This window comes from Alteraquisediminimonas sediminicola, assembly GCF_019740335.1.
In the GTDB taxonomy this organism is placed as follows: Bacteria; Pseudomonadota; Alphaproteobacteria; order Sphingomonadales; family Sphingomonadaceae; genus Alteraquisediminimonas; species Alteraquisediminimonas sediminicola.
In genome coordinates, this window is sequence record NZ_JAHXZS010000002.1 from 233,161 (window position 1) to 259,911 (window position 26,751).

Sequence of the window (26,751 nt, forward strand, 5' to 3'; positions counted from 1 at the left end):
CGAGCAGGCCACTGCAGATGAACCGCCCCTTTTCAAAGCGCAACCGATGGCGTCAGCCATCGGTACTGCCCGGCTTTGGCCTGACCTTCGGGTTCAGCCTTGGCTGGCTGACGCTGATCGTCCTGATTCCATTGGCGACGATCTTCCTCAAATCGGCGGGCATGGGCTGGTCCGATTTCATCAAGGTCGGTTTCTCCGAACGCGCCGTGGCGGCCTATCGCCTGAGCTTCGGCACGGCGGCGGCTGCCGGGCTGGTCAACGCCATATTCGGCCTGCTCGTGGCGTGGGTGCTGGTGCGCTACAGCTTTCCCGGCAAGAAGATCGTGAACGCGCTGGTCGACCTCCCCTTTGCTTTGCCCACGGCCGTGGCGGGGATCGCGCTCACGGCGCTATACGCGCCCAATGGCTGGATCGGCCAATATCTCGATCCCTTGGGCATCAAGATCGCATTCACCCGCATCGGGATCATCATCGCCTTGGTGTTCATCGGCCTGCCCTTTGTCGTCAGGTCGGTCGAACCGGTCCTCGCCGATCTTGGCAAGGATGTGGAAGAAGCCGCCGCCACCTTGGGCGCAACCCGGCGGCAGACCTTCACCCGGGTTATTTTTCCGGCGATTGGCCCGGCGTTGCTCACCGGCTTTGCGCTCGCTTTTGCGCGCGGGGTCGGGGAATATGGCTCGGTCATCTTCATTTCCGGCAATATGCCCGGCAAGACCGAAATTGCGCCATTGCTGATCGTCACCCAGCTTGAACAATATGCCTATGACGGCGCCACCGCGATTGCGACGGTGATGATGATCGCCTCCTTTGCGATCTTGCTCGGCATCAATCTGGTGCAGGCTTGGTCACGCGGGAGGGCGGGCGCATGAGCCAGCGTGCGATTGTCACCGAAAGCAGATTTGCGCGCGGCCTGTTGATCGGCAGTGCGCTGGCGTTTCTCGGTTTCTTCCTGCTGCTGCCATTGGTGGCGGTGTTTTCGGAAGCGTTGAAACAAGGCGTCGGCACTTTTTGGGATGCCGTGAAGGAGCCGGATGCGCTGGCCTCCATCCGTCTGACCCTGTTGATCGCGGCGATCAGCGTGCCGCTCAATGTCGTGTTCGGCATTGCGGCATCATGGGCGATCACCAAATACAGCTTTCGCGGCAAGAGCCTGTTGATCACCCTGATCGACCTGCCCTTTTCCGTGTCGCCGGTGGTATCGGGCCTGATTTTCGTATTGTTGTTCGGTGCGCATGGCTGGCTGGGGCCTTGGCTCAGCGCCCATGATGTGAAGATCATCTTCGCCGTGCCGGGGATCATCCTCGCCACCGTGTTCATCACCTTCCCCTTTGTCGCGCGGGAATTGATTCCGCTGATGATGGAACAGGGCAAGGATGATGAAGAAGCTGCGGTGTCCTTGGGCGCGAATGGCTGGCAGACATTTTGGCATGTGACCTTGCCCAATATCCGTTGGGGCCTGCTGTATGGCGTATTGCTCTGCAATGCGCGGGCGATGGGGGAATTTGGCGCGGTATCGGTCGTTTCCGGCCATATCCGCGGACTGACCAACACCATGCCGCTGCATGTCGAAATTTTGTACAATGAATATGACTTTGTCGGTGCCTTTGCCGTGGCGTCCTTGCTGGCCGTGCTTGCATTGGTCACCTTGGTCGCCAAGAGCGTGCTCGAATGGCGCTTCGACTATCATCATGGGGGAGCGGGACATTGATTACCGTCCAGAATATTTCCAAGCGTTTCGGCGATTATCCGGCGCTCCACAATATCAACCTGACGATCGAACCGGGCGAATTCATTGCCCTGCTCGGCCCTTCCGGTTCGGGCAAAACGACGCTGATGCGGATCATCGCCGGTCTGGAATTCCAGGATAGCGGCCACGTCCTGTTCGATGGCGAAGACGTGTCGACACGCAAGGTCGCCGAACGCGGCGTCGGCTTCGTGTTCCAGCATTATGCGTTGTTCAAGCACATGACCGTCGCCGAAAATGTCGCGTTCGGCCTGTCGGTGCGCAAGCGCAAGGACCGCCCATCCAAGATCGACATCAAGGCGCGGGCCGAAGAATTGCTCGGCCTTGTCCAGCTTGGCGGCTTGGGCAATCGCTATCCGGCGCAATTATCGGGCGGACAGCGTCAGCGCGTGGCATTGGCCCGCGCGCTCGCGGTCGAACCGCAATTGCTATTGCTCGATGAACCCTTTGGCGCATTGGATGCCAAGGTCCGCAAGGATCTGCGCCGCTGGCTGCGCGGGCTGCATGAACAAATGGGCCTGACCTCGATCTTCGTCACCCATGATCAGGAAGAGGCGCTGGAACTCGCGGACCGGATCGTCGTGATGGATCATGGCGTGATCGAACAGGTCGGCACGGCGGAACAGGTCTATATGGAACCAGCCAGCCCGTTCGTCTCCGACTTTGTCGGCGAGATCAACCGGGTGGACGTGACCGTGACCAACGGCCTGATCCGGCTCAACGACCGGCAACTCGACATTGCCGCCAATGGTTATGCCGATGGCCCGGCGCAATTGCACTTCCGCCCCCATGATGTGGAACTGGCGGGGGCGGATGCGGGCGGCCTGCCGATCATTGTCAGCAACCTGTTCCGCAAGGGCGGCAAATGGCGGGTCGAGGGCCAATGCGGCACGCTTGATCGCGTGATCGAGATTGATCTCGATGCCACGGATACCCCGCCCCATGTCGGGGCAGAACTGGTTGTCCGCCCGACGAAATCGCGGATTTTCCACACCACAGGACGTTAAAGACGCTTCCATAAAGCGATTGTTCAAGGGGCAGAAGAGTAAGTTTATTGTCTATAATAATAATAGATAATATATCCGTTTTCATCAAGATTGGAGCATCGGACCATGACACAGAAATCCGAACAAGACCGAGCCGAACAAGAGCGGGCCAAACAAGACCTCAGCAGCGAGGATGTCCGCATCCTCAATGAAAGCCTCAATAGCGTCCGCGAGGCGCTTGAAGGCCTGCGTTTCGGCAATGTCTCGCTGACCGTTCATGAAGGGCGCGTTGTGCAGATCGACGTCACGGAGAAGAAGCGCCTCAAGCCTCATTGAGTGCGCCAACCGCACTGAGTTTCACGCGCCAAAAGGCGACCATATCAACCCACTACCAACCAACAACAACCGCTGCTGACCGGACCACCGGAGGCGTCGCGAACATCATCAGGGAAATCCACATGATCGCACGACCTCTTTTGCTCGCCAGCGTGGCGACCGTTAGCCTTGCCACCCTCAGCCTTGCACCATCGCAGGCCTATGCCGTCGAAGCCGCAGCGACCGAAGCCGAGGCCGAAGCCGCATCCTCGGAAATTCTCGTCACGGCCCGCCGCCGCGAAGAACAGATTCAAGATGTGCCGCTCGCCATTTCGGTCATTAATGCCAATGCGTTGGAAGCCACCGGCAGCTTTAACGTCGGAAAGCTGCAACAGCTTCAACCGACCGTCCAATTCTATTCCTCCAACCCGCGCAATTCCGCCGCGAACATCCGTGGCCTTGGCGCGCCTTTCGGCCTGACCAATGACGGCATCGAACAAGGCGTCGGCATTTATGTCGACGAGGTCTATTATTCCCGCAGCGCATCGACGACGTTCGATTTCCTCGATGTTGGCCAGATCGAAATCCTGCGCGGGCCGCAGGGCACGCTGTATGGCAAAAACACCACCGCAGGCGCGATCAACATCACCTCGCGTGCGCCGAGCTTCACCCCGGAAGGCCGGGTGGAAGCCTCGTTCGGCAATCTCGGTTTTGTACAGGCCAAGGGCTCGATCTCTGGCCCGCTGATCGACGACAAGCTCGCGGTGCGTCTGGCGGCATCGGCCACCAGCCGTCGCGGCACCGTGTATAATGTCGCGACCAACAGCCGGATCAACGAACAGGAAAATATCGGCTTCAAGGCGCAATTGCTGCTGAAGGCGACCGATACGCTCAACCTCACGCTGGCGGGCGATTACAACCGTCAGGACCCGGAATGCTGCGCCCAGATCTATTACAAGACCGGCAGCACACAGCGCGCTTCGAACCGACAATATGCAGCCCTTGCCGCCGCACAAGGCTATGCCGTGCCCAGCACCGACATTTTCGACCGGGTGACCGATGTCGATGCCGATCTGCGGGCGAAACAGTCGCTGGGCGGCGTGTCGTTGCGCGCGAAATGGGAAGTCGGCGCGGGTGAGTTGACCTCGGTCACCGCATGGCGTTTCTGGAATTGGCTGCCGTCCAATGACCGCGATTTTACCGGCCTGCCGATCTTCACCAAAGTGAACAACCCATCGACCCAGCGCCAGTGGACGCAGGAATTCCGCTATGCGCAGACGAGCGACAAGCTCGATTTCGTGGTCGGCCTGTTCGGCTTTCAACAATCGGTGCATACCGATGGCATCCAGACTTTGGGATCGGCGGCGAGCAAATGGCTGCTGAATCCCACCAATGCCAATGCGAACAATCCAGCCTATCTGAACGGGGTGCAGTCGGACAACAACATCGACTTTAAAAACACCAGCCTCGCCGCCTTTGGCCAGCTGACCTATCATGCCACCGATCGCCTGCACCTCCAGCCCGGCATACGCGTGAATTATGATAAAAAGAGCGGCAGCTATATCTCGACCGTCACGCAAAATGGCGTGGCTGTCACCAACCCAACCAAATTGTCGGATGCGGGCCTGCCGAACCTTAATTACAGCCCGAAGTTCAGCGACTGGAATCTATCTTATGATTTCACCGCGTCTTATGATGTGACGGACGATGTGCTGGCCTTTGCGACCTATGCGAAGAGCTTCAAATCGGGTGGCATCAATCTGAACGGCATTCCGACCGACAGGACTACCGGCCTGCCCGTCACGAGCAAGACCACGGTCAAGCCGGAAAAAGTCGACCATTTCGAACTCGGCCTGAAAACCCAGCTGTTCGATCGCAGGGCGACGCTGAACCTTTCGGGCTTCTGGACGAACGTCAAGGACTTCCAGGCTATCGTCAACGACAATGCGCCGGGCGTGGTACGCGGCTATCTCGCCAATGCCGATAAGGTGCGGGTGCGCGGGGTCGAGGCGGATTTCTCGGCCCGCCCCACGGAGGATCTGAACCTCTATGTCAACGCCGCCTTTACGGATGCGAAATACAAGAAGTTCGTCGACTCCCCCTGCCCGCCCGAACTGACCGGCGGCACCGCGATCAGCGGATCGCAGGTCGCGGGCGCGGCGGGCTTACCGGGCGCGTTGAGCCCATTGAGCTGCAACATCTCCGGTTCGATCCTGCCGGGCATTTCGAAATGGGCCTTCTCGTTCGGCGGTGAATATCGAGTGCCTGCACAATTGTTCAGCACCGATGGCGAGTTTTACCTCGGCTATGACGGCAGCTATCGCTCGAAATTCTCGTCCAACCCGGCGCGTTCGATCTATACCGATGTGAAGGGCTATGCGCTCTCCAACGTCCGTCTTGGCTATCGCGCCAACAAGCAATGGGATGTCTATGGCTGGGTCCGCAATGCGTTCGACCAGAAATATATCGAACAATTGGCGACCCAATCAGGCAGCACCGGCCTGATCATCGGTCAACCGGGCGACCCGCGCACCTATGGCGTCACCGTGAAGGCGACGTTCTAGGATCAAAACCTATTAACTTGCCAAATGGCTGTCAGCCCCTCATTTAAAGGGCTGACAGCCATTTCAACATCGAGACCATGAACCAAAAGACCGCCCTCATCATTCGTCACGTGCCTTATGAAGGGGTGGCCGGTTACCGTCAGCCGATCGAGGATGCGGGCTATCTGGTCGACCGCATCGATGTGACCGACCCTCTTTTCCCGACGCTCGATCTGCGCGAGCCGGATTTGCTGATCATGATGGGCGGCCCGATGGGCGTTTACGAACAGGATCGTTATCCGTGGATCGGCTGCCAGATGCGGCGGCTTGCCCATCGGCTGGATGCAGGGCGGCCCACGCTCGGCGTATGCTTTGGCGCACAAATGATGGCGGCGGCACTGGGTGCCGATGTCTATGAAGGCCCGCACAAGGAAGTCGGCTTCCATCCCATTCAGGTCCATGATCACGCCAAGGAAACGCCGCTGCGGCATCTGACAGAAGTGCCGATCCTGCATTGGCATGGCGATACGTTCACCTTGCCCGATAATGTCGAATTATTGGCGTCCAGCCATGTCTATGAGCATCAGGCCTTTCGCCGGGGGAACAATATCCTCGCCGTGCAATTTCATGCGGAAATGGGGCAAGACCCAAGGTTCGATGCATGGATCGAAGAATGGCCGGGTTCTGTCATCGAGGCCGGTGGCGATGAGGCCAGCCTGCGCGCCGCCCATGATCTGCATGGCCCGGTCGCCGTGGCCGCCGGGCGCAAAATGATTGCAGAGTGGTTGCAACAATTGGATTAATCGCCCTTGCGTCAAAGCGCCCTTCGGGCCATGTGAATGACATGCTCTCGCAAAAGACCCGTTACACCATACGCGCATTGCAACATCTGGCCGATCGCTATGATCAGGGTCCGGTGCAGTTAACGGAAATCAGCGAACAGCAAAATATCCCCGCCAAATTCCTCACCGTCATCCTGTCGGAACTGTCGCGCGAAGGCTGGGTCGACACCAAAAGGGGCCGCGATGGCGGCTATTGGCTGGCGAAAAAACCGGCTGAAATCCGTTATGGCGATATCATCCGCTTTACACATGGTGCATTGGCCTTGGTGCCTTGCGCCAGCCGTCTGGCACATGAAACCTGCAAGAATTGCGTGACCGAGTCCGAATGCCGGTTGCGCAGCCTGATGATCAAGGTGCGCGACGAAACCGCCGCAATTCTGGACGGCATCACGCTGGCCGATCCGATTGCGCTGGAACCCCTATTCGCTGAATAAGGCGCGTTTTTAGGCCGTTACAGCACCAATAAACTTTAACTTGCCCCCCGCATCGCAGATCCATCTTGAGCTACGGGCCAAAAGTCTACATTTTCAATTGTATTAAAGACCCTGAGTCGGGTCAAAGAATAGGGCCAAAAATCGGGACGTGCGCCAAGTCGACCGATATCACTAGTAACCACTGGAGATAGACATTGACACATGACCCAAAAGGCAGCGCCAAGCGCCCGCTGATCCTCATCGTTCCCGGTCTCAACAATTCCGGCCCTGACCATTGGCAATCGTTGTGGGAGCAACAGCGCGACGATATCGCGCGGGTCAATCTCGGCATGTGGGATCTCCCGCATCGCAACACTTGGGTGAACCAGCTCAACCTCGCGATAAAGCGGGCGGGCCGTCCGGTCATCCTCGTCGCCCATAGCCTTGGCTGCCATGCGGTCAATTGGTGGGCGGCGCTGGAACAGCCCGGCCATGATGGGCCGGTGATCGGCGCATTGCTGGTCGCCCCGCCAGAGGTCGATCACGCCCCGCTGGATAGCCGTCTGGCGAGCTTTGGCCCAACACCGAAAACAGCCTTGCCCTTTGCCTCCATCGTCGCCGCCAGCCGCAACGACCCTTATATGAGCTTTGATGGCGCGCGCGCCCTTGCCCAACATTGGGGCAGTCGTTTCGCCGATGCAGGCGAGATCGGCCATATCAACGCGGCGTCCGGCATTGGCACATGGGATTTCGGCCAGTTCCTGCTCGCGCAATTGGAACGCAACCTCCCTGCATCGGAACCGGTAGCCACAACACAGGCCGCATCTGCCGCCCCCCATTTCGATCAACAAGTGAGCGCATCATGACCGACCTTTCCGTTCCCATTCTCCTGCTCGGCGGGTCCGTGTCGCTCGGCTGGTTTCTCCCGGCAATTTTCTCCGCCACGCGGCGTTAAATCCGGGAAGATTCATGCTAGAGTCTGCGATCAGTTCGCATCAGGAGCATGACATTGTCGCATTCCCCCATTGAGGCCCGGCTATTCGCGCCCGCCATTGCGCGTAATCGCGACCCGATCCTCGATACGCTGCGGCCCTTATTGCCGGACACCGGTCTTGTCCTCGAAATCGCGAGCGGCACCGGCGAACATATTGTCCATTTCGCGCAACAAATGCCGCAATTGATCTGGCAGCCATCCGACCCGTCATTGGAAGCCCGCGCCTCGATTGAAGCATGGAGCCGCGCTGAAAAGACCGGCAATGTGCGCCGCCCGCTCGATCTCGATGCCAGCGCCAGCTATTGGCCGATCCAACAGGCCGATGCGATCATCTGCATCAATATGCTGCACATCAGCCCCTGGGCCGCGACCGAAGGCCTGATGCGCGGGGCGGCGGCGATCCTTGGCGCGGGCGGGTTGCTCTATATCTATGGCCCGTTCCGGGTCGCGGGCGTCGAAACCGCGCCGAGCAACGAAGCATTCGACAGCAATCTGCGGATGCGCAATGCCGAATGGGGCCTACGCGATCTGGAGGCCGTCACCGCCTGCGCCGCATCTCACGGTCTGGCACTGATCCAGAGCATTGCAATGCCCGCCAACAATTTGTCCGCCATCTTCCGCAAGTCATAGGGCCGCAGCCCTATTTATTGCCCGGCTTGATCGCGACCCAGACGATGTGATGCGCGCCCTTTTTGCCGCCGGTCGCGCGGACCTTGACCTCGTTCACCTCAAACCCGGCCCCGCGTAGGCGCTGGGCAAAGGCGTGATCAGGATAGGCCGACCACACGGCCAATACCCCGCCCGCCCGCAATGCCGCATAGGCCGAACGCAGGCCATATTTGCTGTATAGCCGGTCATTTTCCGCATGGATCAAGCCATCCGGGCCATTATCGACATCGAGCAAAATCGCATCATAGCTGCCGTTGGTTTCGGCGATCATCGCGCGCACATCTTCGATCTGCACATCGACGCGCGGATCGGACAGGCTATCGCCAAAGATATGTGCCAGCGGCCCCTTCGCCCATTCCAATACCTTTGGCACCAGTTCCGACACGATAATCTTTGCACCCGGCGGCAGGATCTTGATCGCGGCACGCATGGTAAAGCCCATGCCCAACCCGCCAATCAGGAATTTGGGCTTGCTGCGATTGGCAATCGGTTCCCATGCCAAGGTCGCCAGCGCCTCTTCGGACCCGCGCAACCGGCTGCTCATCAATTCATTGCGCCCGAACAGGATCGAATAATCCTGCCCACGGTGCATCAGACGGAGCTGGCCACCATCCGGCAAATCCGCCGTATCGATCAGTTCGAGAGGTATCACGTTGCTGTTCCTTGCCTATTGACGCTCAGCCAGCCGCAACAATCGGATGGCGTGCGCGCAAATCATCGACGAGGCGTTCAACTTCGGCGATCTCTCTATTGCTTCCAGACGGGGCGACCGCCCAGTTGCAATGCGGATGAGTGGCCCTGCTATACACACGCACATCACCGACCGCGATCCGCCAGCGGCGACGATCGCCGCCAACGTCTCGCGTCAGCATATTGACCAAAAGGTCGCGCAGGTTGCTGGCCGTCATGGTCGCCCCATAACAGCATCAGGCGCAGATCGCGACGAACTTATTTGGCCTGCTTTTCAAACGCCGCGCTAATGTTAAGGCTGACCTCGTCCCCGATCAGCGGCACATAGGTGCTGACCCCAAAGTCCGACCGCTTGATCTTGCCCGTCACATGAAAGCCGGTAGTATAGGCTTTGCTGAGCGGATTGATGCCGCCTGCGTTGAACTTGGCGGTCAGGACCACCGGCTTTGTCACCCCATGCAGGGTGAGATTGCCCAGCACATTGGCGCGGCCCGGCCCGGTCACAATCACCTTGGTCGAGGTGAAATTGATCGTGGGATATTTGGCCGCATCGAACCAGTCGGCGCTCTTCAACTCACCATCGAGCTTGGCATTGGTGGTGGAAATGCCTGCGGTCGGGACGCTGACATCAAGTTTGCTGGCGGCAGGGTTTTTCGGATCGAGGACCAGCGAGCCGCTCGCGCCCACAAATTCGCCGAAATAATCGTTGAAGCCGAGATGCGACACGCCAAAGGTCACGCGGGTATGGCTGGGTTCGACCACATAATGGCCTGCCTCCACCGCCTTGGGATTGGGGTTTGCGCCGGGCGGCAACGCCAGCGAGGGCAATGAAATCACGGTGATCGAGGCCAAGGCCACCGCCAGTGCGAGATGGGTGTTTTTCATGTTGTTTCTCCTCAAAAAGTGATCGGGCGCGACAAACTTTTGCCACCGCGCCCGACAGGATCAGCCGAACAATTTGGTCGCCGTTTCCGCCACGCGACGTCCCAGATAACGCGCGCCGCCCAGATCATCTTCATCCGGCTGACGGCTGCCATCGCCACCCGCGATGGTCGTCGCCCCATAAGGCGCGCCACCGCGCACCTTGTCATGGCCCATCTGCCCGGCATAGCCATAATCCAGCCCGACAATCGTCATGCCGAAATGCAGCATATTAGTGATCAACGAGAACAACGTCGTTTCCTGCCCGCCATGCTGGCTACCGGTCGAGGTGAAGGCCGCGCCGACCTTGCCATTCAATGCGCCCCGCGCCCACAGGCCACCCGCCTGATCGAGGAAATTCGCCATTTGCGACGACAAGCGGCCAAAGCGCGTACCGGTGCCGATGATGATCGCGTCATAATGTTCCAGCTCAGCCACCGTGGCGATCGGGGCCTTTTGATCGAGCTTGAAATGGCCATTGCGGGCGATTTCTTCCGGCACCAATTCCGGCACCCGACGAATATCGACCTCGGCACCCGCCTCGCGTGCGCCAGCGGCGACAGCTTCGGCCATTTGTTCGATATGGCCATAAGCGGAATAATAAAGAACCAGCACCTTGCTCATTTGCGTCATCCTTTTTGAGTGTTGAGAAGAATAAATGGGGTAGGTTGGGCGTGGCTCTATGCCGTCTGCACCAGCACGATTTCGCTGTCTTCAATCGCGGTGATCACCAGCACATCTACATCACTGATCGCGACGCCATCACCCGGATGAATACGAATATCGTCAATCTCGATCAGCCCGGTCGCAGGCACCAGATAGCCGAAACAATTGGCCCCCAAAGGGAAGCTTACCGTCTCGCCCGCTTTCAGGGTCGCCCCCGCCACCCGCGCCGCCGCCCGGATCGGCAGGGCCTCCGTATCTTCCGCAGACCCAGATGCGAGAATGACGAACTTGCCCGCGCGATCCGCCTTGGGAAAAGGCCGCGCCCCCCAAGCCGGGGCCGCGCCGAGCTCATCCGTCTGAATCCAGATCTGGAACAGCCGGGTCGGGACCGTTTCGCGATTAAATTCCGAATGGATGATCCCGCTGCCCGCCGACATGACCTGCACATCGCCCGCTTCGGTCCGGCCATGATTGCCAAGGCTATCTTCATGGGTAATCGCGCCTTCGCGGACATAGGTGATGATTTCCATGTCGCGATGCGGATGCGGCGGAAAGCCAGTCTGCGGCGCAATCACATCATCATTCCACACCCGCAACCTGCCCCAATGCATGCGATTGCGATCCATATAATCGGCAAAGCTGAAATGATGCTTGGCATGGAGCCAGCCATGATCGGCACTGCCAAGGGTCGAAAAGGGTCGGTGGTCAATCATCGCGATCTCCTCGCTTGGAATGGGTGTCTGGAAATCCTTCTAGCGCCGTTATTCTTTTCTGATTAGATGCATAAAATAGATCGAACTATTCGAGTTTTTAGATATGTCTAATCCCGGCACCCCCAGTTTCGACCAATTGCACATCTTTCTTACGGTCGTGGAAACCGGCAGCTTTGCAGGTGCAGGCCGGGCATTGAACCGGGCAACCTCGGTCATCAGCTATGGCATTGCCAATCTGGAGGCGCAATTGGGGGTGGCCCTGTTTGAACGCCACACGACGCGCAAGCCGCAAATGACCGTCGCCGGTCGGGCCGTGCTGGCCGAGGCACGCGCCATCGGTCAGGGGATTGACGGCCTGCGCGCCAAGGTGAAAGGCTTGTTGGAAGGGCTGGAGGCCGAAGTCAGCCTTGCGGTCGATGTCATGCTGCCATCGCATAAGCTCGCCACCGTCTTGCGTGAATTTGCAGCCCAATTCCCGACCGTGGCCCTGCGTCTCCATGTCGAGGCCTTGGGCGCGGTCAGCAATCTCGTCCTGCAAAAATCCGCCGTGATCGGCGTGGCGGGGCCGCTGGCAAGCGAATTGCCCGGCCTTGATTGCATCGCCCTTTGCCCGGTGCGGCTGATCCCGGTGGCCGCGCCCGATCATCCGCTGGCGCAAGCCGGGACATTGCGCCCCGGCATGGGCCGCGATCATATCCAATTGGTGCTGTCCGACCGTTCGCCCTTGACCGAAGGCCGCGATTTTTCGGTCGTCAGCCCGCATACATGGCGGCTGGCGGATCTTGGCGCGAAACATGCCCTGCTGCGCGAAGGGATTGGCTGGGGCAATATGCCGCTGTCGATGGTCGAGGCGGATCTGATGGCGGGGACATTGATGCAATTGGCGATGCCGGATCACCCTGGCGTCGATTATCCGCTGGCCGGTATTTACCGCAGCGACACGCCCCCCGGCCCCGCCGCCTCATGGCTGTTGCAGCGTTTCGCGCAACAAGCCGCCGATCAGGACCTACCCTTTGCGCCATAAAGCAGCTATCATCGCGCATGCGCATGGATAATATCTTCAACAACCTGCCCGATGCCGCCCGCATGATGGCGGAGGAGCAGTTTCACACCCTCCTCACCCGTCCCGGCGTGCGGATCGAGCGGATCGTCTCGCATGGCCAGATCACGCCTGTAGATGCGCCCTATATCCAGCCGGTTGATGAATGGGTGCTGTTGCTGGCCGGGGCCGCCCGGCTGTGGACCGCCTCGGATGGCGAGCGAGATCTTCTCCCCGGCAATCATCTGTTGATCCCGGCCCATATCCCGCACCGGGTGACATGGACGTTGGAAAATGCCCCCACCATCTGGCTCGCGATCCATTTCGAGGATTATTGAATGCGTTCTACATCCGATCAAGTCTCCGTCCGGCTCTACCATCTTGATGCTCAGGTCGAAGGCGGCGCGGCCACCACGCTTTTTTACGGCAGCTTTGGCGAGGCGATGACCATCGCGGCCCAACAGACCGAAGATGTGCAGGAAGGGCTGTTCATCGCCACCGATAATGATGTCGTCTGCTATCTCGATCTGATCGACGAATGGGCCGCCCCCGGTAGCGACTGATTATCTCTCCATGCGAAAATCGAGGACAACCACTTGCGGATTGTCCTCCCATCGCTCGCCCTTGGTGCCGTGTTTCAGGTTCCAGCCTGATGCAAAACCATGGCGTGGATTAAGCCACACGCCCCGGTTCGGCCTCGCCCAGCGCCAGCATAGACCCAAGGCCGCGTTCAATTCACCCTCGGCCATCGCCTCAGCGCAAGTGATGTCTTGTAATGTTTCGATCCGCACCGCCTCCACCACCAATTGCACCCGCGCAGCCCAGCGCGGCATGTGAATTGCCGGAAGCCATTCCAATAACGGGCTGGTCGGGACAACGCCCTGATGTCCCCGGCCATCGCGATATTGTCGCCAGCCATCCATGAACACCATGAATTCGGCATCGCGCGGCGCGGCAAAGACTTCTCCCGGCCCAGATTGCGCCTGCCGGCCCCCGGTGCCGGTTTCCTTGACCCATAGTCGATCCCCGGCGCGGCATTGGTGCAGCGGCGATGTGGCAATCAGCCGCGCCTGCGTTTTGCGCCCCGCCAACAGGGCGCGCATCGCATTGGGATCAAAGATGATCGGATATTCAGCCACGCCCAATGTCTATCAACATATTCGCGACTACCACCCGATCATCCGCATTTTCAGGCGCGCAGCGATGCGTTGTCGATCACGAAGCGATATTTGACATCGCTCTTCACCAACCGATCATAGGCTGCGTCGATCTGCTGGATCGGGATCATCTCAATGTCGGAGACAATGTTCTTTTCGGCACAGAAATCGAGCATTTCCTGCGTCTCCGCGATGCCGCCGATCAAGGAACCGGCAATCGACTTGCGGCCAAAAAGCAGCAACATGACATTGGGCGACGGATGCTGATGCTCCGGCGCGCCGACCAGGCACATGGTGCTGTCGCGCTTGAGCAGGATCAGAAACGGATTGAGGTCATGGCTTGCGGCGACGGTGTTGAGGATGAAGTCGAAGCTGCCCGCATGCGCCTTCATTTCATCCCGGTTGGTAGAGACGACAACCTCATCCGCACCCAGATCAATCGCGGCCTGACGCTTGGACTCCGAGGTGGTGAAGGCGACGACATGCGCGCCCATCGCATGGGCAAGCTTGACACCCATATGGCCAAGCCCGCCAATGCCGACCACGCCGACCTTCTTGCCGGGGCCGACCTGCCAATGACGCAGCGGCGAATAAGTGGTGATGCCCGCGCACAGCAATGGCGCAACAGCCGCAAGATCTTCTTCCTTGTGGCTGATTTTCAGTACATATTTGCCATTGACGACGATCCGCTCCGAATAGCCGCCAAGCGTATGGCCCGGCGCATCCGCCACCACGCTGTTATAGGTGCCGGTCAGGCCTTTTTCGCAAAATTGCTCCATCCCCTCATCACAAGGGTTACAATGGCGGCAGCTATCGACGATGCAGCCGACACCCACCATGTCGCCGACCTTGAAACCGTCAACATGCGCGCCGACCGCCGTCACATGGCCGACGATTTCATGACCCGGCACGCAGGGGTAAAGTGTCCCCGCCCATTCGGCGCGGACCTGATGCAGATCGGAATGGCAGACCCCGCAAAAAGCGATGGCAATTTCAACGTCCTCGGCTCCCGGCGCGCGGCGTTCAATGTCCATCGGTTCAAGGGGCTTATCACCAGCATAAGCGCCATAGGCTTTGACAATCATCGACAGGCTCCAGTTGAAATTGGATAATTTGGATGGGCAGCGAACAGGGATCACGCCCGGAAAATCGGGTCTACGTAAGACGCGGCCTTTTTGCGACTGCTTTTTTTGTCGAGACAGCCACCAATAAGCACCTGCATCCGCCATGTGCGCGCATATACGTGACCATCCAAATATGATATTATTCAGCTTTATTGGGGATAAGGATTGAAGGCCATGCCAAGATCGATCTTCACCTTGCTGATGGCTTCATGCCTCGCGTCAACCACGGCCACAGCCGCGCAAACAAACACACAGGAAGCGGCGACATCCAAAGCGGAAACGCTCATTGTCGTGCTCAAGGATTTTTCCTTCACGCCGTCCATGTTCGAGTTGCGCACGGGCCAGCCCTATGTGCTGCACCTCATCAACCGTGGATCGGGTGGGCATAATTTTTCGGCAAAGGCCTTTTTTGAAGCCGTATCAATCAATCCAGTTAGCCAGAATATCGTGCGCAATGGCAAGATCGAGGTGGCCAAGGGCGCAGAAATAGAATTGGCGTTCATCGCGATGACGCCCGGCACGTACAAGCTCAAATGCAGCCATTTTCTCCATTCGGGCTTTGGTATGAAAGGCCGCATTTCTATCCGCTGACCCGCCCCATCAACGCGTCGAATTCGCCTTGAGATAGGCGATGACAGCAGCACGCTCCTGCGGTTTTTTCAGGCCGGGAAAGGACATCGCCGTCCCTTTGACCACCTGTTGCGGCGCATTGAGGTAACGATCCAGCGCCGCCGGGGTCCAGACCTGCCCATAGGCCTTCATCGCCCTTGTGTATCGGGGGAAAGTCGCAAGCGTGCCGGATTTCCGCCCCACGACCCCGCGCAATGACGGACCGACGCGCGTGGCCTGTACCGGCGCATCAGGCGGGACATGGCATGATGCGCAACGCATGAGAAACAAGGTCTTGCCCTGCACCGGTGTTTGCGCGCTCAATGGCATCGCCAGCGACATGGAAAGGGAGATCAGAACAAAAGAAAGGGCGTGTTTCATTGCGTCTCTCCTCAAGGAATATGCAGGTAAACGCGTTCATTCCCCCCCTTGCTTGGTCGGAGATTCATGATGATGTCCCGCCGCCGCACCCAGCGCATGCAGCGCATCCAGCACATGGGACAGGGTCACCGGCACATCCCCGGCCATATTTTCTTCCTGCGCGACTTCCTGTTCGCGCACATCATATTCCCAACGCCGCAAGATATCGATTTTGCGGCTGTCGGTAATACCTTGCGCCGCCACGACATCGCCGGGGCAGGCGAACACCGATGCCGGATCAAGCAGCGCCTGTTCGCAGTCTTCAATCGAGAGAGATTTGATCGTCATCACACCCTCCTATGGAGCGAATTGCTCCCCGGCTCTAACCCTTGGCCCTTAAGCCGCTATCCTTGATCTGGCCGGGCGTGCGCAGCATCTTGTCGACCTCGCCCGCATGCAGCTCTTCGGCCATAATCATCGTGCGGGCATATTCTTCCAGCATCACCGATTTGCCCGCCACCGCATCCAATAGCGCCGCGTATAATGCCAAAGCCCGCCCCTCGGATTCGAGTGCTTCCCGCAGGATCATCGTGACATCGGTGCGATGGCTGTCCAGCAACGCGCCTATTTCAAGCGAGGGATACGCGCCAAGATGGGTAATCATCTCCCCCGCCTGTTCCGCATGGCGCAATGATTCCATCGCCTGCGCGCGCAACCAAGATACGATGGGAATGCGATTATGTCCGAAGATCAGAAGCGAATAATGGGTGTAGCGCACGACACCCGCCAATTCCTGTTCAAGGATATTATTCAGGATCGCAACCACCTGCTCTCTATCGTAGCTGGCCATAGCCTACCTCCTATCGGGAAGCGACTAAATCAGCCCGAGAAGCAGAGTCGCCTCGAAGCTAAAATATACTCCCTTATAGGCCGCAGTAGAAGCGCTATCATCCCTTAGTTATGCGCCGAAAAAATTCAGCTCCAGCATGATCCCATTGGTGTCTTCGATGAAAATCTGCCGCAGCCCGATCTGGGGCAGATCATTGGCATGAAACACCCGTTGCTGTGCAGTTAAGCGCTGCACCATCTCTTCATAGCCACTGCATTTGAGCGCGACATGATGGATGCGCGCACTCCCCGATGCCGCAAGCGAGGCGCTCTCTTCCCATGGGTAGAGCAATTCGACGGCGGCGAGATGGATGACGGCTTGCCCTGCCGCATCGCATATCCATGCGGCCTTGTTGCGATCAGCACAACCGGGGGATGGTTGAATGTCCATGCCCAGCACATCGGCGAAAAACTGCGCCGTGCCCACCACATCAGCCGTGCGGATATTCACATGATCAATCGTATCCACGCCCATTGGCTTTCCCCATCCTTAAAACTGCGCCACCGGGCTTGATGAAAACCGGGGATTAACTGGCCGGTGTACTATTGGTATCGGCCACGGCCTCTACCGCCTTCATCACACGCAACACATTGCCGCCCCAGATCTTGGCTATGTCGCCTTCAGTATAGCCCGCGTCAAGCAGCGTCTGGGTAATACGCGGAATGGCCGTCACATCCGCCATGCCGATCACGCCGCCACCGCCATCCCAATCAAGCCCTATGCCGACATGATCCGTCCCAAGCACCTGTAACGCATGGATCAGATGCGCTGCGAACTGGGCGTAGCTGCGTTCAAAACCCGGATAGCGCCGCAAGATCGCCGCACGCGCCGCGACAAATTGCGCGGTTTGGGTCGGCGTCATCGCATGATGATCACCATATTGCAGATTGAGTTGATTGAGCGCGGCATCGCGTTCGGGATTGGGACCGCTTGCCGCAAGATAGGCGCCAAAGCTGTTGATCTGAATAACCCCACCCTTGGCCGCCAGCCGCTTCAACCGGGGATCATCGACATTGCGCGGATGGTCGTACACGCCCTCGCAACCGGAATGGGACAGGATGATCGGCGCTTTCGAGAGGTCAAGCATTTGATCCAGCACATCATCCGAGGCATGGCTGGCATCAAGGATCATGCCCAGCGCATTGGCCCGCGCGACCAATTGGCGACCTAATGGGCTTAACCCGTGCCACTCCGCCCCTTTGGGATCGGTCGAGCTATCGCCAAAGTCATTATTGCGGAAATGGACAAGCCCGACCATCCGCACACCCAATGCGTAAAAACTGTCGAGCAAGCCCAGATCACCGGACAGCGGATAGGCGTTTTCAATGCTTTGATAGATGACGGCCATGTCCTGCGCCGCAATGCTGGCGGCATCGTCCGCCCGCGTCGCCAGCGCGACCTTGTCATGCAACCGCGCCGCCATCTCGTGGATTTCTACTGCGCGGACCAACGCATGATCGCGCGCCTTGGCGGTCGCTTCCGGCGTGCGCGCGCCTTGCGGGGTGTAGATGACGAAAAAACCGCCATCAAGCGCGCCACGCTTCATCCGAGGGAGATCGACCTGCGATGGATCGCTGGCCAGTTGGTGGCGATCCGCAAAGTCCCAACCGGGACGGGTAAAATGAATGGGCGTATCAAGATGGGTGTCGAGCGTAAGCAAGCGCCGATGTATCGCCACCGACCGCGCGCTCGCTTTCGTGCCAGCGCCAATGTCAGCCTGCGCATCTGCCTGCGCATGTACCGGCAATTGTGCCGCCAACACCAGCATGAAGGCGCGCGCAAGTTTCTTCTTCATCATCGACACATGCACTTCCCTTGCGCGTCACATTCCAAGCTTCAGCCTATGACAGCGACTGTCGCCGACAACCGCATTTCCTGCAAGGCAGCGTGAAAAGATCGACGACAAGGCCCCCATCACCACCCCCGGCGAGAATGTTTAAATTTAATAATTTATCAACTTTCATAATCTAGGTTCAACTTAATCCAAGCCCTTAAGCAAGGTGCGGATTTCAGCTTGACTGACACTTTGGAACTGGGAGCCATCACATGAAATTCATTCGCAAAATGTTGAAGAACAATAAGGGCGCAACGGCTATTGAATATGGCCTGATTGCGGCACTGATCGCTGTTGCTGCCATCACTGCGATGCAGAGCCTTGGCAACAATCTGTCGAAGACCTTCAACAACGTCTCGACCAACCTGGGTGCTGCTGCCGCTTAATCGGCGCATTTATCCAAGTTTATCAAAACGCAAAAAAATGGGGTCGAAACATGATGTTTCGGCCCTATTTTTATGCATAAATTGCAGCAACCTAGCCATCCAACAGGCCTTGACCCTATAAATCCTCGACCTTTTTCTGCAGATCGGCAATCAGGCCCGCCATATTCGGCAGCCGCTTCGCCTCTTCACGCAGGATGATGTCAAAGGCGCGTTTTTTGAAGGGACGCATGTCGATGCCGTCGGGCAAATCCTGTGCGACCGAACTCGCCAATATGTCCATCAACCGATCCACGGCATGGAGTCGTCCCAATAGATAGTCATTTTCGCGCGCAGCATGGCTGAAAAATCCGGCGAAACCGCCAAAGCCCCCGCCTTTCAACACCGATTCGTTACTGGCAAAAATGGTTGCATCATCCGGGCTGATTCGATCGACGATAATTTCATGCAGCTCAGTCAATTGCAGCGCTTCATGCGGGTCTTGCATGCTGATCATCGGGAAAGACACCATATCCCAGACATCGAACCCCAAATAGGTCACGAGCAATTCACGGCGCAACAGCGGATCAATCCCCTGCACATCGATTGACCCCATGATTTCATCGGTTTCATGGGTAAATCGCGCAAAATCGCATTCCAGACCGATTTGTTCGATGATCGCGCTGATTTCATTGCGGTTGAACGTGACGAATTCCGACACTTCGGGAAGGTCATCTATCGGCGAGACAAATTGGTTGCGACTAAACAGATCGCGTGTATGCGACACCGTCTGGCCGCGCAGAAAATCATGCTTGTGATAAGCGCGCATTGCCCCTGCTTGCCGATATAATCGCCGTTTCAGGGCATCAAGCGCGGCCCGCAACCGGGTTACGTCATCCACCTCGCTAGATCTCTGGTGCAGGCGATTGATCGCGCGCATCACCGATTGGATGCGCCGATGGCGAAAGCTCAGGTCAAAACTGCTGACAAACCGCAAGAAGCTTGGCAGGGCGGCATCATCGGCCAGTTGCGCCGGCACCTCATAACAACTGCGATATATCTCGGTCTGCCTCGCCCATAGGCGCAACATCTTTGCCACCCAATGGGCGCGGGCCGACCCGATCGGATAAGTGCAAATGGCGCAGATCAACCGGGTAAGATAATCCAGCCCTGCGCCGATCATCAATTGCATGTAATTATTGTATAACAGAGCGGTTTGCGCGCTGACGCAATGCGCCATTTGCAATCGCCATTGACGGATCTGGGGCGCATCGGCCACTTGATTCAGCCCTTCCCCGGCCACACCATCGACCATCTTCAACACGCGCGGGGTCGCGGAATCGAACGCCTCTTTCAACCGGCCGATATTGGCATTGAAGACTTCGATCCGCGACAGTTCGTTAAAGATCGGCTCGTACCGCGGCAGATCGGATAAGGCCCCAGTGATGGTCGGGATAAAGCCGGGCATGACGCCCAGCCGTGACCTGAGCGCCTTGCCTGGATGGGGATCGATATAGACCAGCCGCCGGTCCACCTCACGAAAGGCCGGATGTGCGCTGGCCGCCTCCATTGCCTCGAACACGGGCTTGTTGTTGAGGATGCTGCCATCGACGAAAACGGCACTTTCCGGGTTCATGTTGAAAGACAGATAATGGCGGAAGTTGGTCCGTAGAAACTGCTCTCGTGCGGGCCATGATTGCCGCCGCGCCGCCAGCGCCGCATCCATTTCGTGGATTTGCACCGGCGGAAATGCCCCCGGAAATGAGGCTGTCGCCCGCGCCGCAAAGGCCAAAGACGGGAGGTTGTAAGAATCAAAGTCGCTTTGCACCGCCCCGCCTTTGAATTGTTCAAAGGCGAAGCGAAAAATATGCCCATGCTCACGCTCCCGCACAATCGGCGGGTCATGAATATAGATCGAGCGTTCGGTGCCATAGAAATCGGTCACGGTCACCAACAGGTCAAGCCGGTGCCCCGCAGGCAGCAAAGATGCCGTGCTGAAGCGCGGTTCCCCCATCGCGCCCAGCGCATCGAGCAGCAAATTACAAAATCCCGGTCCATCCAATGGCGGCTGAAACCAGCGCGACCGCAGGAACAAAGACAGTTTTTTCCGCGTTTCCCGGTCCGGCACGAACGGCATCAACCGCCGCTTGGACAAGAGCCAGATCAACGGGCCGATAAAGGGCCGCAAATACCATTTATTCCAGAACCGCGCCTTGGCCTTCATATCCAGCACACGGGCAATATCGGCCTCGGTGATCCACATATCGGTCAACGGCTCGATCGGCAGATCATGGGCAAGGGCGCGGGCCAGCACGACCCCGTTGATCCCCCCGGCAGATGAACCGGCGATCACATCGACAATGACTCTGAGATCGAGATTTTGGCGGCCAATCGCCTTTAACAGATCGAAATAGACCGCTTCGGTATTATATTCCGGGCTATCGCCGACAACCGATTGAAAACTGCGCGCCGGATGGGTTTTCTCATCATCGCCCAGATCGCTGTGATAGGCTTTGGAGGCGCGAACCAGCTTGAGGATCTCCTTGGTGATCCCATGTTGATAAATCGCTAGCGAAATCCCGCCATAACATACCATTGCCAGCCGAAGGTCTTTCTCCTTGATCTGTGGAATGGATGGCGCATCCGACACGATATTCCCCTCATCAATATGATTTGATTATATATGCCGAACTATTCCTTGGACCCTTTACGCAAAACTTTGCAGCGCCTCTTCGCGCGTATTGTTGATGTCCAGAATAGCCTGAAGACGCAGCAGTTCAAACGCCGCGCGGACAACGGGCGACAGGCCGCACAATTTCAATCGACCACCCACCGCCGCTGCATGGCGCTGACATGAAATCATCGCGCCCATGCCGGAACTGTCGATAAACCGGATACCCGACAAATCAATCAACAGCTTGATTGGCGAGGTCAATAATGGCAGCACCATCTCCTTGAAATAATTGACGTTGCTCGCATCCAATTCGCCATTCAGGGTGACAATATGGACATTGCCGACCAATTCAGATGTCACTTCCATCGTGACTCCTCCTTTCATCCGGCTGATCCGCCCATTTGACGAGCGCGATGCAGTTCCGCCCACGGTCGTCGACATAATAGCGCACTTCATCAACGGATTGGGCGATGATATAGATGCCAAATCCCCCTTCTTGCGATCCGTCGAATTTCGGGGCCGAGACTTGTGCCGGGTCGAAACTCATGCCCAGATGATGCAGCCGCACCACGACGCGGTCGGCAAACACCTCGACATCCAGTTCAATCCGGCGATCCGGCCTGCGATCATAGGCGTGAATGATGATATTGCTCGCGGCCTCCGACACCGCCCGTTTCAGGCTGCTGACCTTGTCCTCGCTCAGCACGCCCTTGCTCGCCATTTGCTCGACAAAGTCGCGGGCCGTCGCCAATTCCTTGAGATCGCTGGAGATCGCCAGTTCCGCGCGGCGCAATGGCCCGGGCAAACGATGCTCCTTCAGCTTCACCGAGACGCAGGTCAGATCGTCCGCAAAATTGCCGGAGCCGGAAAAGCCCTCGACCGCCGCGCGCAGGCGCTTGGTCAGTTCTTCAGGGTCAAGATCGGCATGGGTCTGCACCAGATCGATCAGCCGTTCGACGCCGAACAACTCGCCCGTGCGATTGCGGGCCTCGGTCACGCCATCCGAATAGAACACCAACAGATCGCCGGGCATGATCTGGATTTCATATTGGGTGTAGATTTCATGGGCATCGAGACCAAGCGGCATATTTTCGCCCGATAGCAGGACACAAGTCCCGCTCTGCTGTTGATAATGGATCGTATGGGTATGGCCGCAATCGACAAAGATCAGACGATCACGATCCAGATCGAACCGTGCGTAACAAACGGTCACGAAACTTTCGAGCGCAATCAACTCATTGGCGATATGGGAATTGGCGAGGGTGATGATGTCTTTCGGCTCCGGCAGCGCCGCGCGATCATTGCCAATCGCGATCAAATGGCTGAACGCGCGGAGCAAGTGCGTCTTGGTCGCCGCGCCCAACAAAGCGGCAGGCACGCCTTTGCCCATCACATCACCAAGGATGACATCAATCTGTCGATCCGTATGGATGAGAAAGTCGAAGAAATCGCCGTCGATGCGGTCGGACGGGATCGTGAGCGCCGCAAAGCGCGCCCATGGCAAATCATGCGGCGGATAATCGAACAACAAGGTACGCTGAATGCGATAGCCGATCTCGATTTCCCGTTCGCGGACTTGCGCCAGTTCCCGTTCCGTCTGGCGGCGCTGCACATCGATCCGGTACAGTGACCAAGAACTCCACCACAGCACGCCGCCCACGGCAATCACGTCGATGCCCGCCACCAGTGCCGCGCCAAGGTCTGGCTGGATGAAATCCGTGTCCAGCAACGACACGTTCAACCAGCCGAAACCTGTCGGAAAGATGATGGCCGCTGGCAAGATCCGCCGCGCGACCAGACCGCCAGTGCTGTCAGAGCTGATGATTTTCATCAGGCCGTCATGCGGCCTACTCGCGAGTAAGCCATAAGCGAGCAGCCCCAGCATCAACGCGGTCGGCAGGGCCACCGCCGCATAACGCGGCAGGTTGCTCGTCGCCTCGCAATCCCCGCCGATACACACAACGCCATAGAGCAATTCCGCCCCGTAAAGATGCCCGAGACACGCCAGAAACGCGATCCAGCCGACCGCCAGCGCCAGCACCTGCGTCGACCAATGCGCCTTCCGCCTGCTCATTTGCAGCAACGCGCCACCAAGGATCACCAGACTGAGGGCAGTGCCGGGGGCCATGCGATCCATCATCGTTGTTCCGACAGAGGCTTGCGGCTCGTCAAACAACAGATGGTCGACCCCTAAATCCAGATCGAAAATATATTCGGAGATGGTGATCATGCCGATCATGGCCGCGCCAATCGCGCATAGCTTTGCCAGCCACAGTTGCGACTTCAACTGCACTTCATTGGTATCAGACCCCTGATCCTGCAATTGCCACAAGGCGACGCCAGTCAGCCCAATCCCGATAGCAGCGTTGGGGGATGCCGTTTCCTGCCCGGTGAGGAGGTTTTTCAACCAGATGACATCCAGCAATCCACCAATCACCACCAGACCGCCGACCGTCATCGCCAACACGCTGATCGCCAGCGATATCGCCTTCAGCCACCAGATAATCCGGGGGTTGGCCGAGACAACATCGTTGACGACGACAGGTTCCGATATTTCAAGTGCGGGATGGCTGTTCATTGTTTGCACTCAGGGTTGATTTTAATTTTCAAAGCACGCCATACGCCACGCCCATTTACTTCTTGAGGACAAAGGACACTTTGAACGCAACGGTCGAGGCGACCGGCGTCCCATTGAGCATGGCAGGATGGTAACGCCAGCGCGACTGGATCCAGATGGCAGCCGCGCGATCGAGCCTTGAACTGCCGCTGGATTTCACCACCTTGATGTCGCTGACCCGACCATTTGCCGATACGATAAGCTTGAGCGATACCGTCCCTTCCTCGCCTAATTCGAAAGAATCATGCGGATAGGGTGGAAATCTGTTGCGGTTGCGAAAGGGAACGGCTGGGATGTACACGCCAGCAGGGCCAGATGCGGCAGGCTTGTTGGGCTGGGCATCAACACCGGGCGCAAGGCCGATATTCAATCCGCCAATAATCAGCGCCACCGCCAGGACCAAACCTGCTGGATGCAACAGCCTTCGGCACCAAAAAGGGGCCAGAGCAATGTAATACCGCATAGATTGCATCTTGTTCTCCATGAACAATTGCTGCCCGGTATGACGCATCTTCGTACCCGCTCGCACAGACGGGTTTAATGAAGTCTAACACAAAAGACGTAAGATGGGATGAAGTAAATTCAAGGGCATGAGGCGCACGCAACAACGCGAATATGGCCCATTGACAAATATGAGCGATGGTTCATATTTAACCGCATGGATTGAACGCCAGACAAGGTGATTCTCCCGGAGGAGCGGAAAAATGAATGACATTCAGGCGCTGGTGCGTGCGCATTATCCCGACAACACATGGCAGGACATCGCGCAGCGCGATGGCGCCTTGCCGGAGGTGCTGAAGGCGCAATCGAACCCCGATCAAAATCTGCGCGACATCCCGTTCGACCGTTACACCAGCCCTGATTTCTTCAACCGCGAAATCGAACATATGTGGAAGCGGGTATGGCAATTCGCCTGCCGTGATGAACATGTGGCCGAAGTCGGCGATTATTATGTCTATGATCTGGCGCGGCTGTCGATTGTCATCGTCCGCACGGAAAACGGCCTCAAAGGCTATTACAACAGCTGCCTGCATCGCGGCACCAAGCTGAAGCCATCGGGCGATGCCGGTTGGGCGCCTTCATTGCGCTGCCCTTATCATGCATGGGAATGGAATCTCGAAGGCACGGTCAAGAATATCCCATGCGAATGGGAATTCCCGCAACTCGACCGCGCCAAGGCCTGTCTGCCGGAAGTCCGGGTCGAAAGCTGGAACGGCTTTGTCTTCATCAATTTCGACAAGGAAGCGCCCAGCCTGTTGGACTATCTCGAAGTCCTGCCCGAACATTTCCGCAATTGGGATCTGACCGGCTGGTATGTCCACACCCATGTCCGCAAGCATTTGCCCGGCAATTGGAAGCTGGCGCAGGATGCGTTCATGGAGGCGTATCACACGCCCTATGTTCATCCTGAAATGACCCATGTGGTCGGCGACCACAATATGCAGCACGATATTTTCAGCGATCATATCAGCCGCGACCTGTGCGCCATGGCAACGCCCAGCCCGACATCGACGATGGAAATGAGCCAGCAGGCATTGCTCGATTCCATGCTGGTCGGCGATGGGTCGATTGTCGGCGAACGCACATTGGTGCCAGAGGGCAAGACCGCGCGCTGGGTCATGGCCGAACAGGTAAAGGCGCAGATGCTGGCCGATTATGGTCTGGATTATTCCAAATTCTCCGTGCCGGAAATGATCGACTCGCTGAAATACAACGTCTTCCCGAATGTGGCCTTCTACCCCGCACCGGGGCTGGCGCTGATCCAGCTGTTCCGACCCGATGGCCATGATCCGGACAAGTCGATCTTCGACCAGATGGTGCTAAGGCCCAAGCCCGCCAATAATGGTGCATTCGATGTCGGGGAACTGATTGAAATCGGCGAAGATGAAGCCTTTGCCAGCGTCGAAGGCATGGACCCGTTCCTCGCCAGCGTGCTCGATCAGGATACCGACATCATGCGTTGGCAACGTGAAGGCATGTACGCCAGCCACAAGGGCGCGGCGACATTGTCCATCTATCAGGAATCGCGTCTCCGCCATGTGCAGGACACGCTCGACAAATATCTGGAGGGCAAGAAGTGAGGTCGCATATCAAGGGCGTACACCATATCGCGGTGTCGGTGCCTGACATTGATCGGGCGCGGCAATTTTACATTGATCTGCTCGGCGCGGAAGAAATCTCCGCCGTCGCATGGGAGGCAGGCAATGCCATGATCGATGCGATTGTGGGATTGAAGGACTGCGCGGGCAAGCAATTCGTCGCCCGTTTGGGCAATGTCTTTATCGAAGTGTTTGAATATCTCTCGCCCCGCGCCGCCCCGCAAGATCCGAATGAGGGGGTCAATCGCTTTGGCTATACCCATTTCTGCTTGCAGGTGGATGACATCATGACGGTCTATGACAAGATGTTGGCAGCGGGCATCCGCTTTCACACTGCGCCCGATCCAAGCCACATCGTCACCGCCGCCGATGGCAGCAAATCCGGCTATGCCGCGACCTATGGCCGCGACTTTTTCGGCAATGTGTTCGAATTGATCGAAATCCACGCAAACGATCAACTACCATCGATCTAAAAATATAATCCGAGGAGA

Annotated in this window: 32 protein-coding genes; 16 read left to right on the plus strand and 16 right to left on the minus strand. The window is 57.8% G+C overall.

Features of this window, described 5'->3' with window-relative positions; all coding sequences use genetic code 11:
• Window positions 1–17 precede the first annotated feature (17 nt).
• From cysT to K6117_RS07150, 9 genes are all read left to right on the plus strand, one after another.
• Window positions 18–869, plus strand: a complete 852-nt coding sequence (gene cysT / locus K6117_RS07110) for a sulfate ABC transporter permease subunit CysT (RefSeq protein ID WP_221793350.1) — start codon at window positions 18–20, stop codon at window positions 867–869.
• Window positions 866–1,708, plus strand: coding sequence for a sulfate ABC transporter permease subunit CysW (gene cysW / locus K6117_RS07115; RefSeq protein WP_221793352.1), 843 nt, complete (start codon window positions 866–868; stop codon window positions 1,706–1,708). Before cysT ends, cysW begins: the two co-directional genes overlap by 4 nt.
• Window positions 1,669–2,751, plus strand: coding sequence for a sulfate/molybdate ABC transporter ATP-binding protein (locus K6117_RS07120; RefSeq protein WP_246604925.1), 1,083 nt, complete (start codon window positions 1,669–1,671; stop codon window positions 2,749–2,751). Before cysW ends, K6117_RS07120 begins: the two co-directional genes overlap by 40 nt.
• Window positions 2,752–2,856: 105 nt before the next feature.
• Window positions 2,857–3,066 carry a YezD family protein gene (locus tag K6117_RS07125; protein ID WP_221793354.1) on the plus strand — a complete coding sequence of 70 codons (210 nt, stop codon included), beginning with the start codon at window positions 2,857–2,859 and terminating at the stop codon, window positions 3,064–3,066.
• A 122-nt stretch (window positions 3,067–3,188) separates the two neighbouring features.
• On the plus strand, window positions 3,189–5,609 hold the full coding sequence (locus K6117_RS07130; RefSeq protein ID WP_221793355.1) for a TonB-dependent receptor: 2,421 nt from the start codon (window positions 3,189–3,191) through the stop codon (window positions 5,607–5,609).
• 77 nt (window positions 5,610–5,686) lie between these two features.
• The gene (locus tag K6117_RS07135) at window positions 5,687–6,391 is read left to right on the plus strand and encodes a glutamine amidotransferase (protein WP_221793356.1); all 705 of its coding nucleotides are present in this window, start codon (window positions 5,687–5,689) and stop codon (window positions 6,389–6,391) included.
• Between the two features lie 41 nt (window positions 6,392–6,432).
• Complete coding sequence (locus K6117_RS07140; protein WP_221793732.1) at window positions 6,433–6,864, plus strand: RrF2 family transcriptional regulator; 432 nt, start codon at window positions 6,433–6,435, stop codon at window positions 6,862–6,864.
• Window positions 6,865–7,058: 194 nt separating this feature from the next.
• Window positions 7,059–7,709: an RBBP9/YdeN family alpha/beta hydrolase gene (locus tag K6117_RS07145; RefSeq protein WP_221793357.1), complete on the plus strand. Its 651-nt coding sequence runs from the start codon at window positions 7,059–7,061 to the stop codon at window positions 7,707–7,709.
• Window positions 7,710–7,852: 143 nt separating this feature from the next.
• Window positions 7,853–8,467, plus strand: a complete 615-nt coding sequence (locus K6117_RS07150) for a DUF938 domain-containing protein (RefSeq protein WP_246604926.1) — start codon at window positions 7,853–7,855, stop codon at window positions 8,465–8,467.
• Between the two features lie 10 nt (window positions 8,468–8,477).
• On the opposite strand, the gene K6117_RS07155 is transcribed toward K6117_RS07150, so the two are convergent.
• The 5 genes from K6117_RS07155 to K6117_RS07175 are packed head-to-tail and all read right to left on the minus strand — an operon-like array spanning window position 8,478 to window position 11,496.
• A complete protein-coding gene (locus K6117_RS07155; protein WP_221793359.1) occupies window positions 8,478–9,158 on the minus strand; it encodes a spermine/spermidine synthase domain-containing protein in 681 nt (226 codons plus the stop codon).
• A gap of 25 nt (window positions 9,159–9,183) precedes the next feature.
• Complete coding sequence (locus K6117_RS07160) at window positions 9,184–9,414, minus strand: hypothetical protein (protein ID WP_221793360.1); 231 nt, start codon at window positions 9,412–9,414, stop codon at window positions 9,184–9,186.
• Between the two features lie 40 nt (window positions 9,415–9,454).
• On the minus strand, window positions 9,455–10,081 hold the full coding sequence (locus K6117_RS07165; RefSeq protein WP_221793361.1) for a YceI family protein: 627 nt from the start codon (window positions 10,079–10,081) through the stop codon (window positions 9,455–9,457).
• A gap of 60 nt (window positions 10,082–10,141) precedes the next feature.
• Complete coding sequence (gene wrbA, locus K6117_RS07170) at window positions 10,142–10,741, minus strand: NAD(P)H:quinone oxidoreductase (protein ID WP_221793362.1); 600 nt, start codon at window positions 10,739–10,741, stop codon at window positions 10,142–10,144.
• A gap of 56 nt (window positions 10,742–10,797) precedes the next feature.
• Window positions 10,798–11,496: a pirin family protein gene (locus tag K6117_RS07175; protein WP_221793363.1), complete on the minus strand. Its 699-nt coding sequence runs from the start codon at window positions 11,494–11,496 to the stop codon at window positions 10,798–10,800.
• A gap of 103 nt (window positions 11,497–11,599) precedes the next feature.
• On the opposite strand from K6117_RS07175, the gene K6117_RS07180 reads away from it, so the two are divergent.
• The 3 genes from K6117_RS07180 to K6117_RS07190 are packed head-to-tail and all read left to right on the plus strand — an operon-like array spanning window position 11,600 to window position 13,098.
• Window positions 11,600–12,520, plus strand: coding sequence for a LysR family transcriptional regulator (locus K6117_RS07180; RefSeq protein ID WP_221793364.1), 921 nt, complete (start codon window positions 11,600–11,602; stop codon window positions 12,518–12,520).
• Between the two features lie 23 nt (window positions 12,521–12,543).
• On the plus strand, window positions 12,544–12,873 hold the full coding sequence (locus K6117_RS07185; RefSeq protein WP_246604927.1) for a cupin domain-containing protein: 330 nt from the start codon (window positions 12,544–12,546) through the stop codon (window positions 12,871–12,873).
• Window positions 12,874–13,098 carry a hypothetical protein gene (locus tag K6117_RS07190; RefSeq protein ID WP_221793366.1) on the plus strand — a complete coding sequence of 75 codons (225 nt, stop codon included), beginning with the start codon at window positions 12,874–12,876 and terminating at the stop codon, window positions 13,096–13,098.
• Here K6117_RS07190 and K6117_RS07195 read toward each other — a convergent pair whose 3' ends face one another.
• Window positions 13,099–13,674 carry a hypothetical protein gene (locus tag K6117_RS07195; RefSeq protein ID WP_221793367.1) on the minus strand — a complete coding sequence of 192 codons (576 nt, stop codon included), beginning with the start codon at window positions 13,672–13,674 and terminating at the stop codon, window positions 13,099–13,101.
• 50 nt (window positions 13,675–13,724) lie between these two features.
• Window positions 13,725–14,777, minus strand: a complete 1,053-nt coding sequence (locus K6117_RS07200) for an NAD(P)-dependent alcohol dehydrogenase (RefSeq protein ID WP_221793368.1) — start codon at window positions 14,775–14,777, stop codon at window positions 13,725–13,727.
• 213 nt (window positions 14,778–14,990) lie between these two features.
• Between K6117_RS07200 and K6117_RS07205 the strand changes: the two genes are divergently transcribed.
• Window positions 14,991–15,407, plus strand: a complete 417-nt coding sequence (locus K6117_RS07205; RefSeq protein WP_221793369.1) for a cupredoxin domain-containing protein — start codon at window positions 14,991–14,993, stop codon at window positions 15,405–15,407.
• Between the two features lie 9 nt (window positions 15,408–15,416).
• On the opposite strand, the gene K6117_RS07210 is transcribed toward K6117_RS07205, so the two are convergent.
• The 5 genes from K6117_RS07210 to K6117_RS07230 form a co-directional block, all read right to left on the minus strand.
• Entirely contained in the window at window positions 15,417–15,806 is a 390-nt protein-coding gene (locus tag K6117_RS07210; protein WP_221793370.1) for a c-type cytochrome, read from the minus strand.
• A gap of 36 nt (window positions 15,807–15,842) precedes the next feature.
• On the minus strand, window positions 15,843–16,133 hold the full coding sequence (locus K6117_RS07215) for a hypothetical protein (RefSeq protein WP_221793371.1): 291 nt from the start codon (window positions 16,131–16,133) through the stop codon (window positions 15,843–15,845).
• 34 nt (window positions 16,134–16,167) lie between these two features.
• Window positions 16,168–16,635 carry a ferritin-like domain-containing protein gene (locus K6117_RS07220; RefSeq protein WP_221793372.1) on the minus strand — a complete coding sequence of 156 codons (468 nt, stop codon included), beginning with the start codon at window positions 16,633–16,635 and terminating at the stop codon, window positions 16,168–16,170.
• Window positions 16,636–16,743: 108 nt separating this feature from the next.
• Entirely contained in the window at window positions 16,744–17,148 is a 405-nt protein-coding gene (locus K6117_RS07225; RefSeq protein ID WP_221793373.1) for a VOC family protein, read from the minus strand.
• A 52-nt stretch (window positions 17,149–17,200) separates the two neighbouring features.
• A complete protein-coding gene (locus tag K6117_RS07230) occupies window positions 17,201–18,472 on the minus strand; it encodes a dipeptidase (protein ID WP_246604928.1) in 1,272 nt (423 codons plus the stop codon).
• Window positions 18,473–18,720: 248 nt separating this feature from the next.
• Here K6117_RS07230 and K6117_RS07235 point away from each other — a divergent pair, with 248 nt between their 5' ends.
• A complete protein-coding gene (locus K6117_RS07235; RefSeq protein WP_221793374.1) occupies window positions 18,721–18,894 on the plus strand; it encodes a Flp family type IVb pilin in 174 nt (57 codons plus the stop codon).
• Window positions 18,895–19,009: 115 nt separating this feature from the next.
• Here the strand turns inward: K6117_RS07235 and K6117_RS07240 are convergent, their stop codons facing one another.
• The 4 genes from K6117_RS07240 to K6117_RS07255 are packed head-to-tail and all read right to left on the minus strand — an operon-like array spanning window position 19,010 to window position 24,645.
• A complete protein-coding gene (locus K6117_RS07240) occupies window positions 19,010–21,520 on the minus strand; it encodes a patatin-like protein (RefSeq protein WP_221793375.1) in 2,511 nt (836 codons plus the stop codon).
• 57 nt (window positions 21,521–21,577) lie between these two features.
• A complete protein-coding gene (locus K6117_RS07245; RefSeq protein ID WP_221793376.1) occupies window positions 21,578–21,910 on the minus strand; it encodes an STAS domain-containing protein in 333 nt (110 codons plus the stop codon).
• Window positions 21,894–24,122: an ATP-binding SpoIIE family protein phosphatase gene (locus tag K6117_RS07250; RefSeq protein WP_221793377.1), complete on the minus strand. Its 2,229-nt coding sequence runs from the start codon at window positions 24,120–24,122 to the stop codon at window positions 21,894–21,896. Before K6117_RS07250 ends, K6117_RS07245 begins: the two co-directional genes overlap by 17 nt.
• 55 nt (window positions 24,123–24,177) lie before the next feature.
• Entirely contained in the window at window positions 24,178–24,645 is a 468-nt protein-coding gene (locus K6117_RS07255; protein ID WP_246604929.1) for an energy transducer TonB, read from the minus strand.
• Window positions 24,646–24,865: 220 nt separating this feature from the next.
• Here K6117_RS07255 and K6117_RS07260 point away from each other — a divergent pair, with 220 nt between their 5' ends.
• The gene (locus K6117_RS07260) at window positions 24,866–26,242 is read left to right on the plus strand and encodes an aromatic ring-hydroxylating oxygenase subunit alpha (protein ID WP_221793379.1); all 1,377 of its coding nucleotides are present in this window, start codon (window positions 24,866–24,868) and stop codon (window positions 26,240–26,242) included.
• A complete protein-coding gene (locus tag K6117_RS07265) occupies window positions 26,239–26,733 on the plus strand; it encodes a VOC family protein (RefSeq protein WP_221793381.1) in 495 nt (164 codons plus the stop codon). Before K6117_RS07260 ends, K6117_RS07265 begins: the two co-directional genes overlap by 4 nt.
• Window positions 26,734–26,751 lie beyond the last annotated feature (18 nt).

Bases quoted from the DNA above. Each gene is read 5' to 3' on its own strand.
- cysT (WP_221793350.1), top strand. From the start codon at position 18: ATGAACCGCCCCTTTTCAAAGCGCAACCGATGGCGTCAGCCATCGGTA.
- cysW (WP_221793352.1), top strand. From the start codon at position 866: ATGAGCCAGCGTGCGATTGTCACCGAAAGCAGATTTGCGCGCGGCCTG.
- K6117_RS07120 (WP_246604925.1), top strand. From the start codon at position 1,669: ATGGCGCTTCGACTATCATCATGGGGGAGCGGGACATTGATTACCGTC.
- K6117_RS07125 (WP_221793354.1), top strand. From the start codon at position 2,857: ATGACACAGAAATCCGAACAAGACCGAGCCGAACAAGAGCGGGCCAAA.
- K6117_RS07130 (WP_221793355.1), top strand. From the start codon at position 3,189: ATGATCGCACGACCTCTTTTGCTCGCCAGCGTGGCGACCGTTAGCCTT.
- K6117_RS07135 (WP_221793356.1), top strand. From the start codon at position 5,687: ATGAACCAAAAGACCGCCCTCATCATTCGTCACGTGCCTTATGAAGGG.
- K6117_RS07140 (WP_221793732.1), top strand. From the start codon at position 6,433: ATGCTCTCGCAAAAGACCCGTTACACCATACGCGCATTGCAACATCTG.
- K6117_RS07160 (WP_221793360.1), bottom strand. From the start codon at position 9,414: ATGACGGCCAGCAACCTGCGCGACCTTTTGGTCAATATGCTGACGCGA.
- K6117_RS07165 (WP_221793361.1), bottom strand. From the start codon at position 10,081: ATGAAAAACACCCATCTCGCACTGGCGGTGGCCTTGGCCTCGATCACC.
- wrbA (WP_221793362.1), bottom strand. From the start codon at position 10,741: ATGAGCAAGGTGCTGGTTCTTTATTATTCCGCTTATGGCCATATCGAA.
- K6117_RS07175 (WP_221793363.1), bottom strand. From the start codon at position 11,496: ATGATTGACCACCGACCCTTTTCGACCCTTGGCAGTGCCGATCATGGC.
- K6117_RS07180 (WP_221793364.1), top strand. From the start codon at position 11,600: ATGTCTAATCCCGGCACCCCCAGTTTCGACCAATTGCACATCTTTCTT.
- K6117_RS07185 (WP_246604927.1), top strand. From the start codon at position 12,544: ATGGATAATATCTTCAACAACCTGCCCGATGCCGCCCGCATGATGGCG.
- K6117_RS07190 (WP_221793366.1), top strand. From the start codon at position 12,874: ATGCGTTCTACATCCGATCAAGTCTCCGTCCGGCTCTACCATCTTGAT.
- K6117_RS07200 (WP_221793368.1), bottom strand. From the start codon at position 14,777: ATGATTGTCAAAGCCTATGGCGCTTATGCTGGTGATAAGCCCCTTGAA.
- K6117_RS07205 (WP_221793369.1), top strand. From the start codon at position 14,991: ATGCCAAGATCGATCTTCACCTTGCTGATGGCTTCATGCCTCGCGTCA.
- K6117_RS07210 (WP_221793370.1), bottom strand. From the start codon at position 15,806: ATGAAACACGCCCTTTCTTTTGTTCTGATCTCCCTTTCCATGTCGCTG.
- K6117_RS07215 (WP_221793371.1), bottom strand. From the start codon at position 16,133: ATGACGATCAAATCTCTCTCGATTGAAGACTGCGAACAGGCGCTGCTT.
- K6117_RS07220 (WP_221793372.1), bottom strand. From the start codon at position 16,635: ATGGCCAGCTACGATAGAGAGCAGGTGGTTGCGATCCTGAATAATATC.
- K6117_RS07225 (WP_221793373.1), bottom strand. From the start codon at position 17,148: ATGGGCGTGGATACGATTGATCATGTGAATATCCGCACGGCTGATGTG.
- K6117_RS07230 (WP_246604928.1), bottom strand. From the start codon at position 18,472: ATGATGAAGAAGAAACTTGCGCGCGCCTTCATGCTGGTGTTGGCGGCA.
- K6117_RS07235 (WP_221793374.1), top strand. From the start codon at position 18,721: ATGAAATTCATTCGCAAAATGTTGAAGAACAATAAGGGCGCAACGGCT.
- K6117_RS07245 (WP_221793376.1), bottom strand. From the start codon at position 21,910: ATGGAAGTGACATCTGAATTGGTCGGCAATGTCCATATTGTCACCCTG.
- K6117_RS07250 (WP_221793377.1), bottom strand. From the start codon at position 24,122: ATGAACAGCCATCCCGCACTTGAAATATCGGAACCTGTCGTCGTCAAC.
- K6117_RS07255 (WP_246604929.1), bottom strand. From the start codon at position 24,645: ATGGAGAACAAGATGCAATCTATGCGGTATTACATTGCTCTGGCCCCT.
- K6117_RS07260 (WP_221793379.1), top strand. From the start codon at position 24,866: ATGAATGACATTCAGGCGCTGGTGCGTGCGCATTATCCCGACAACACA.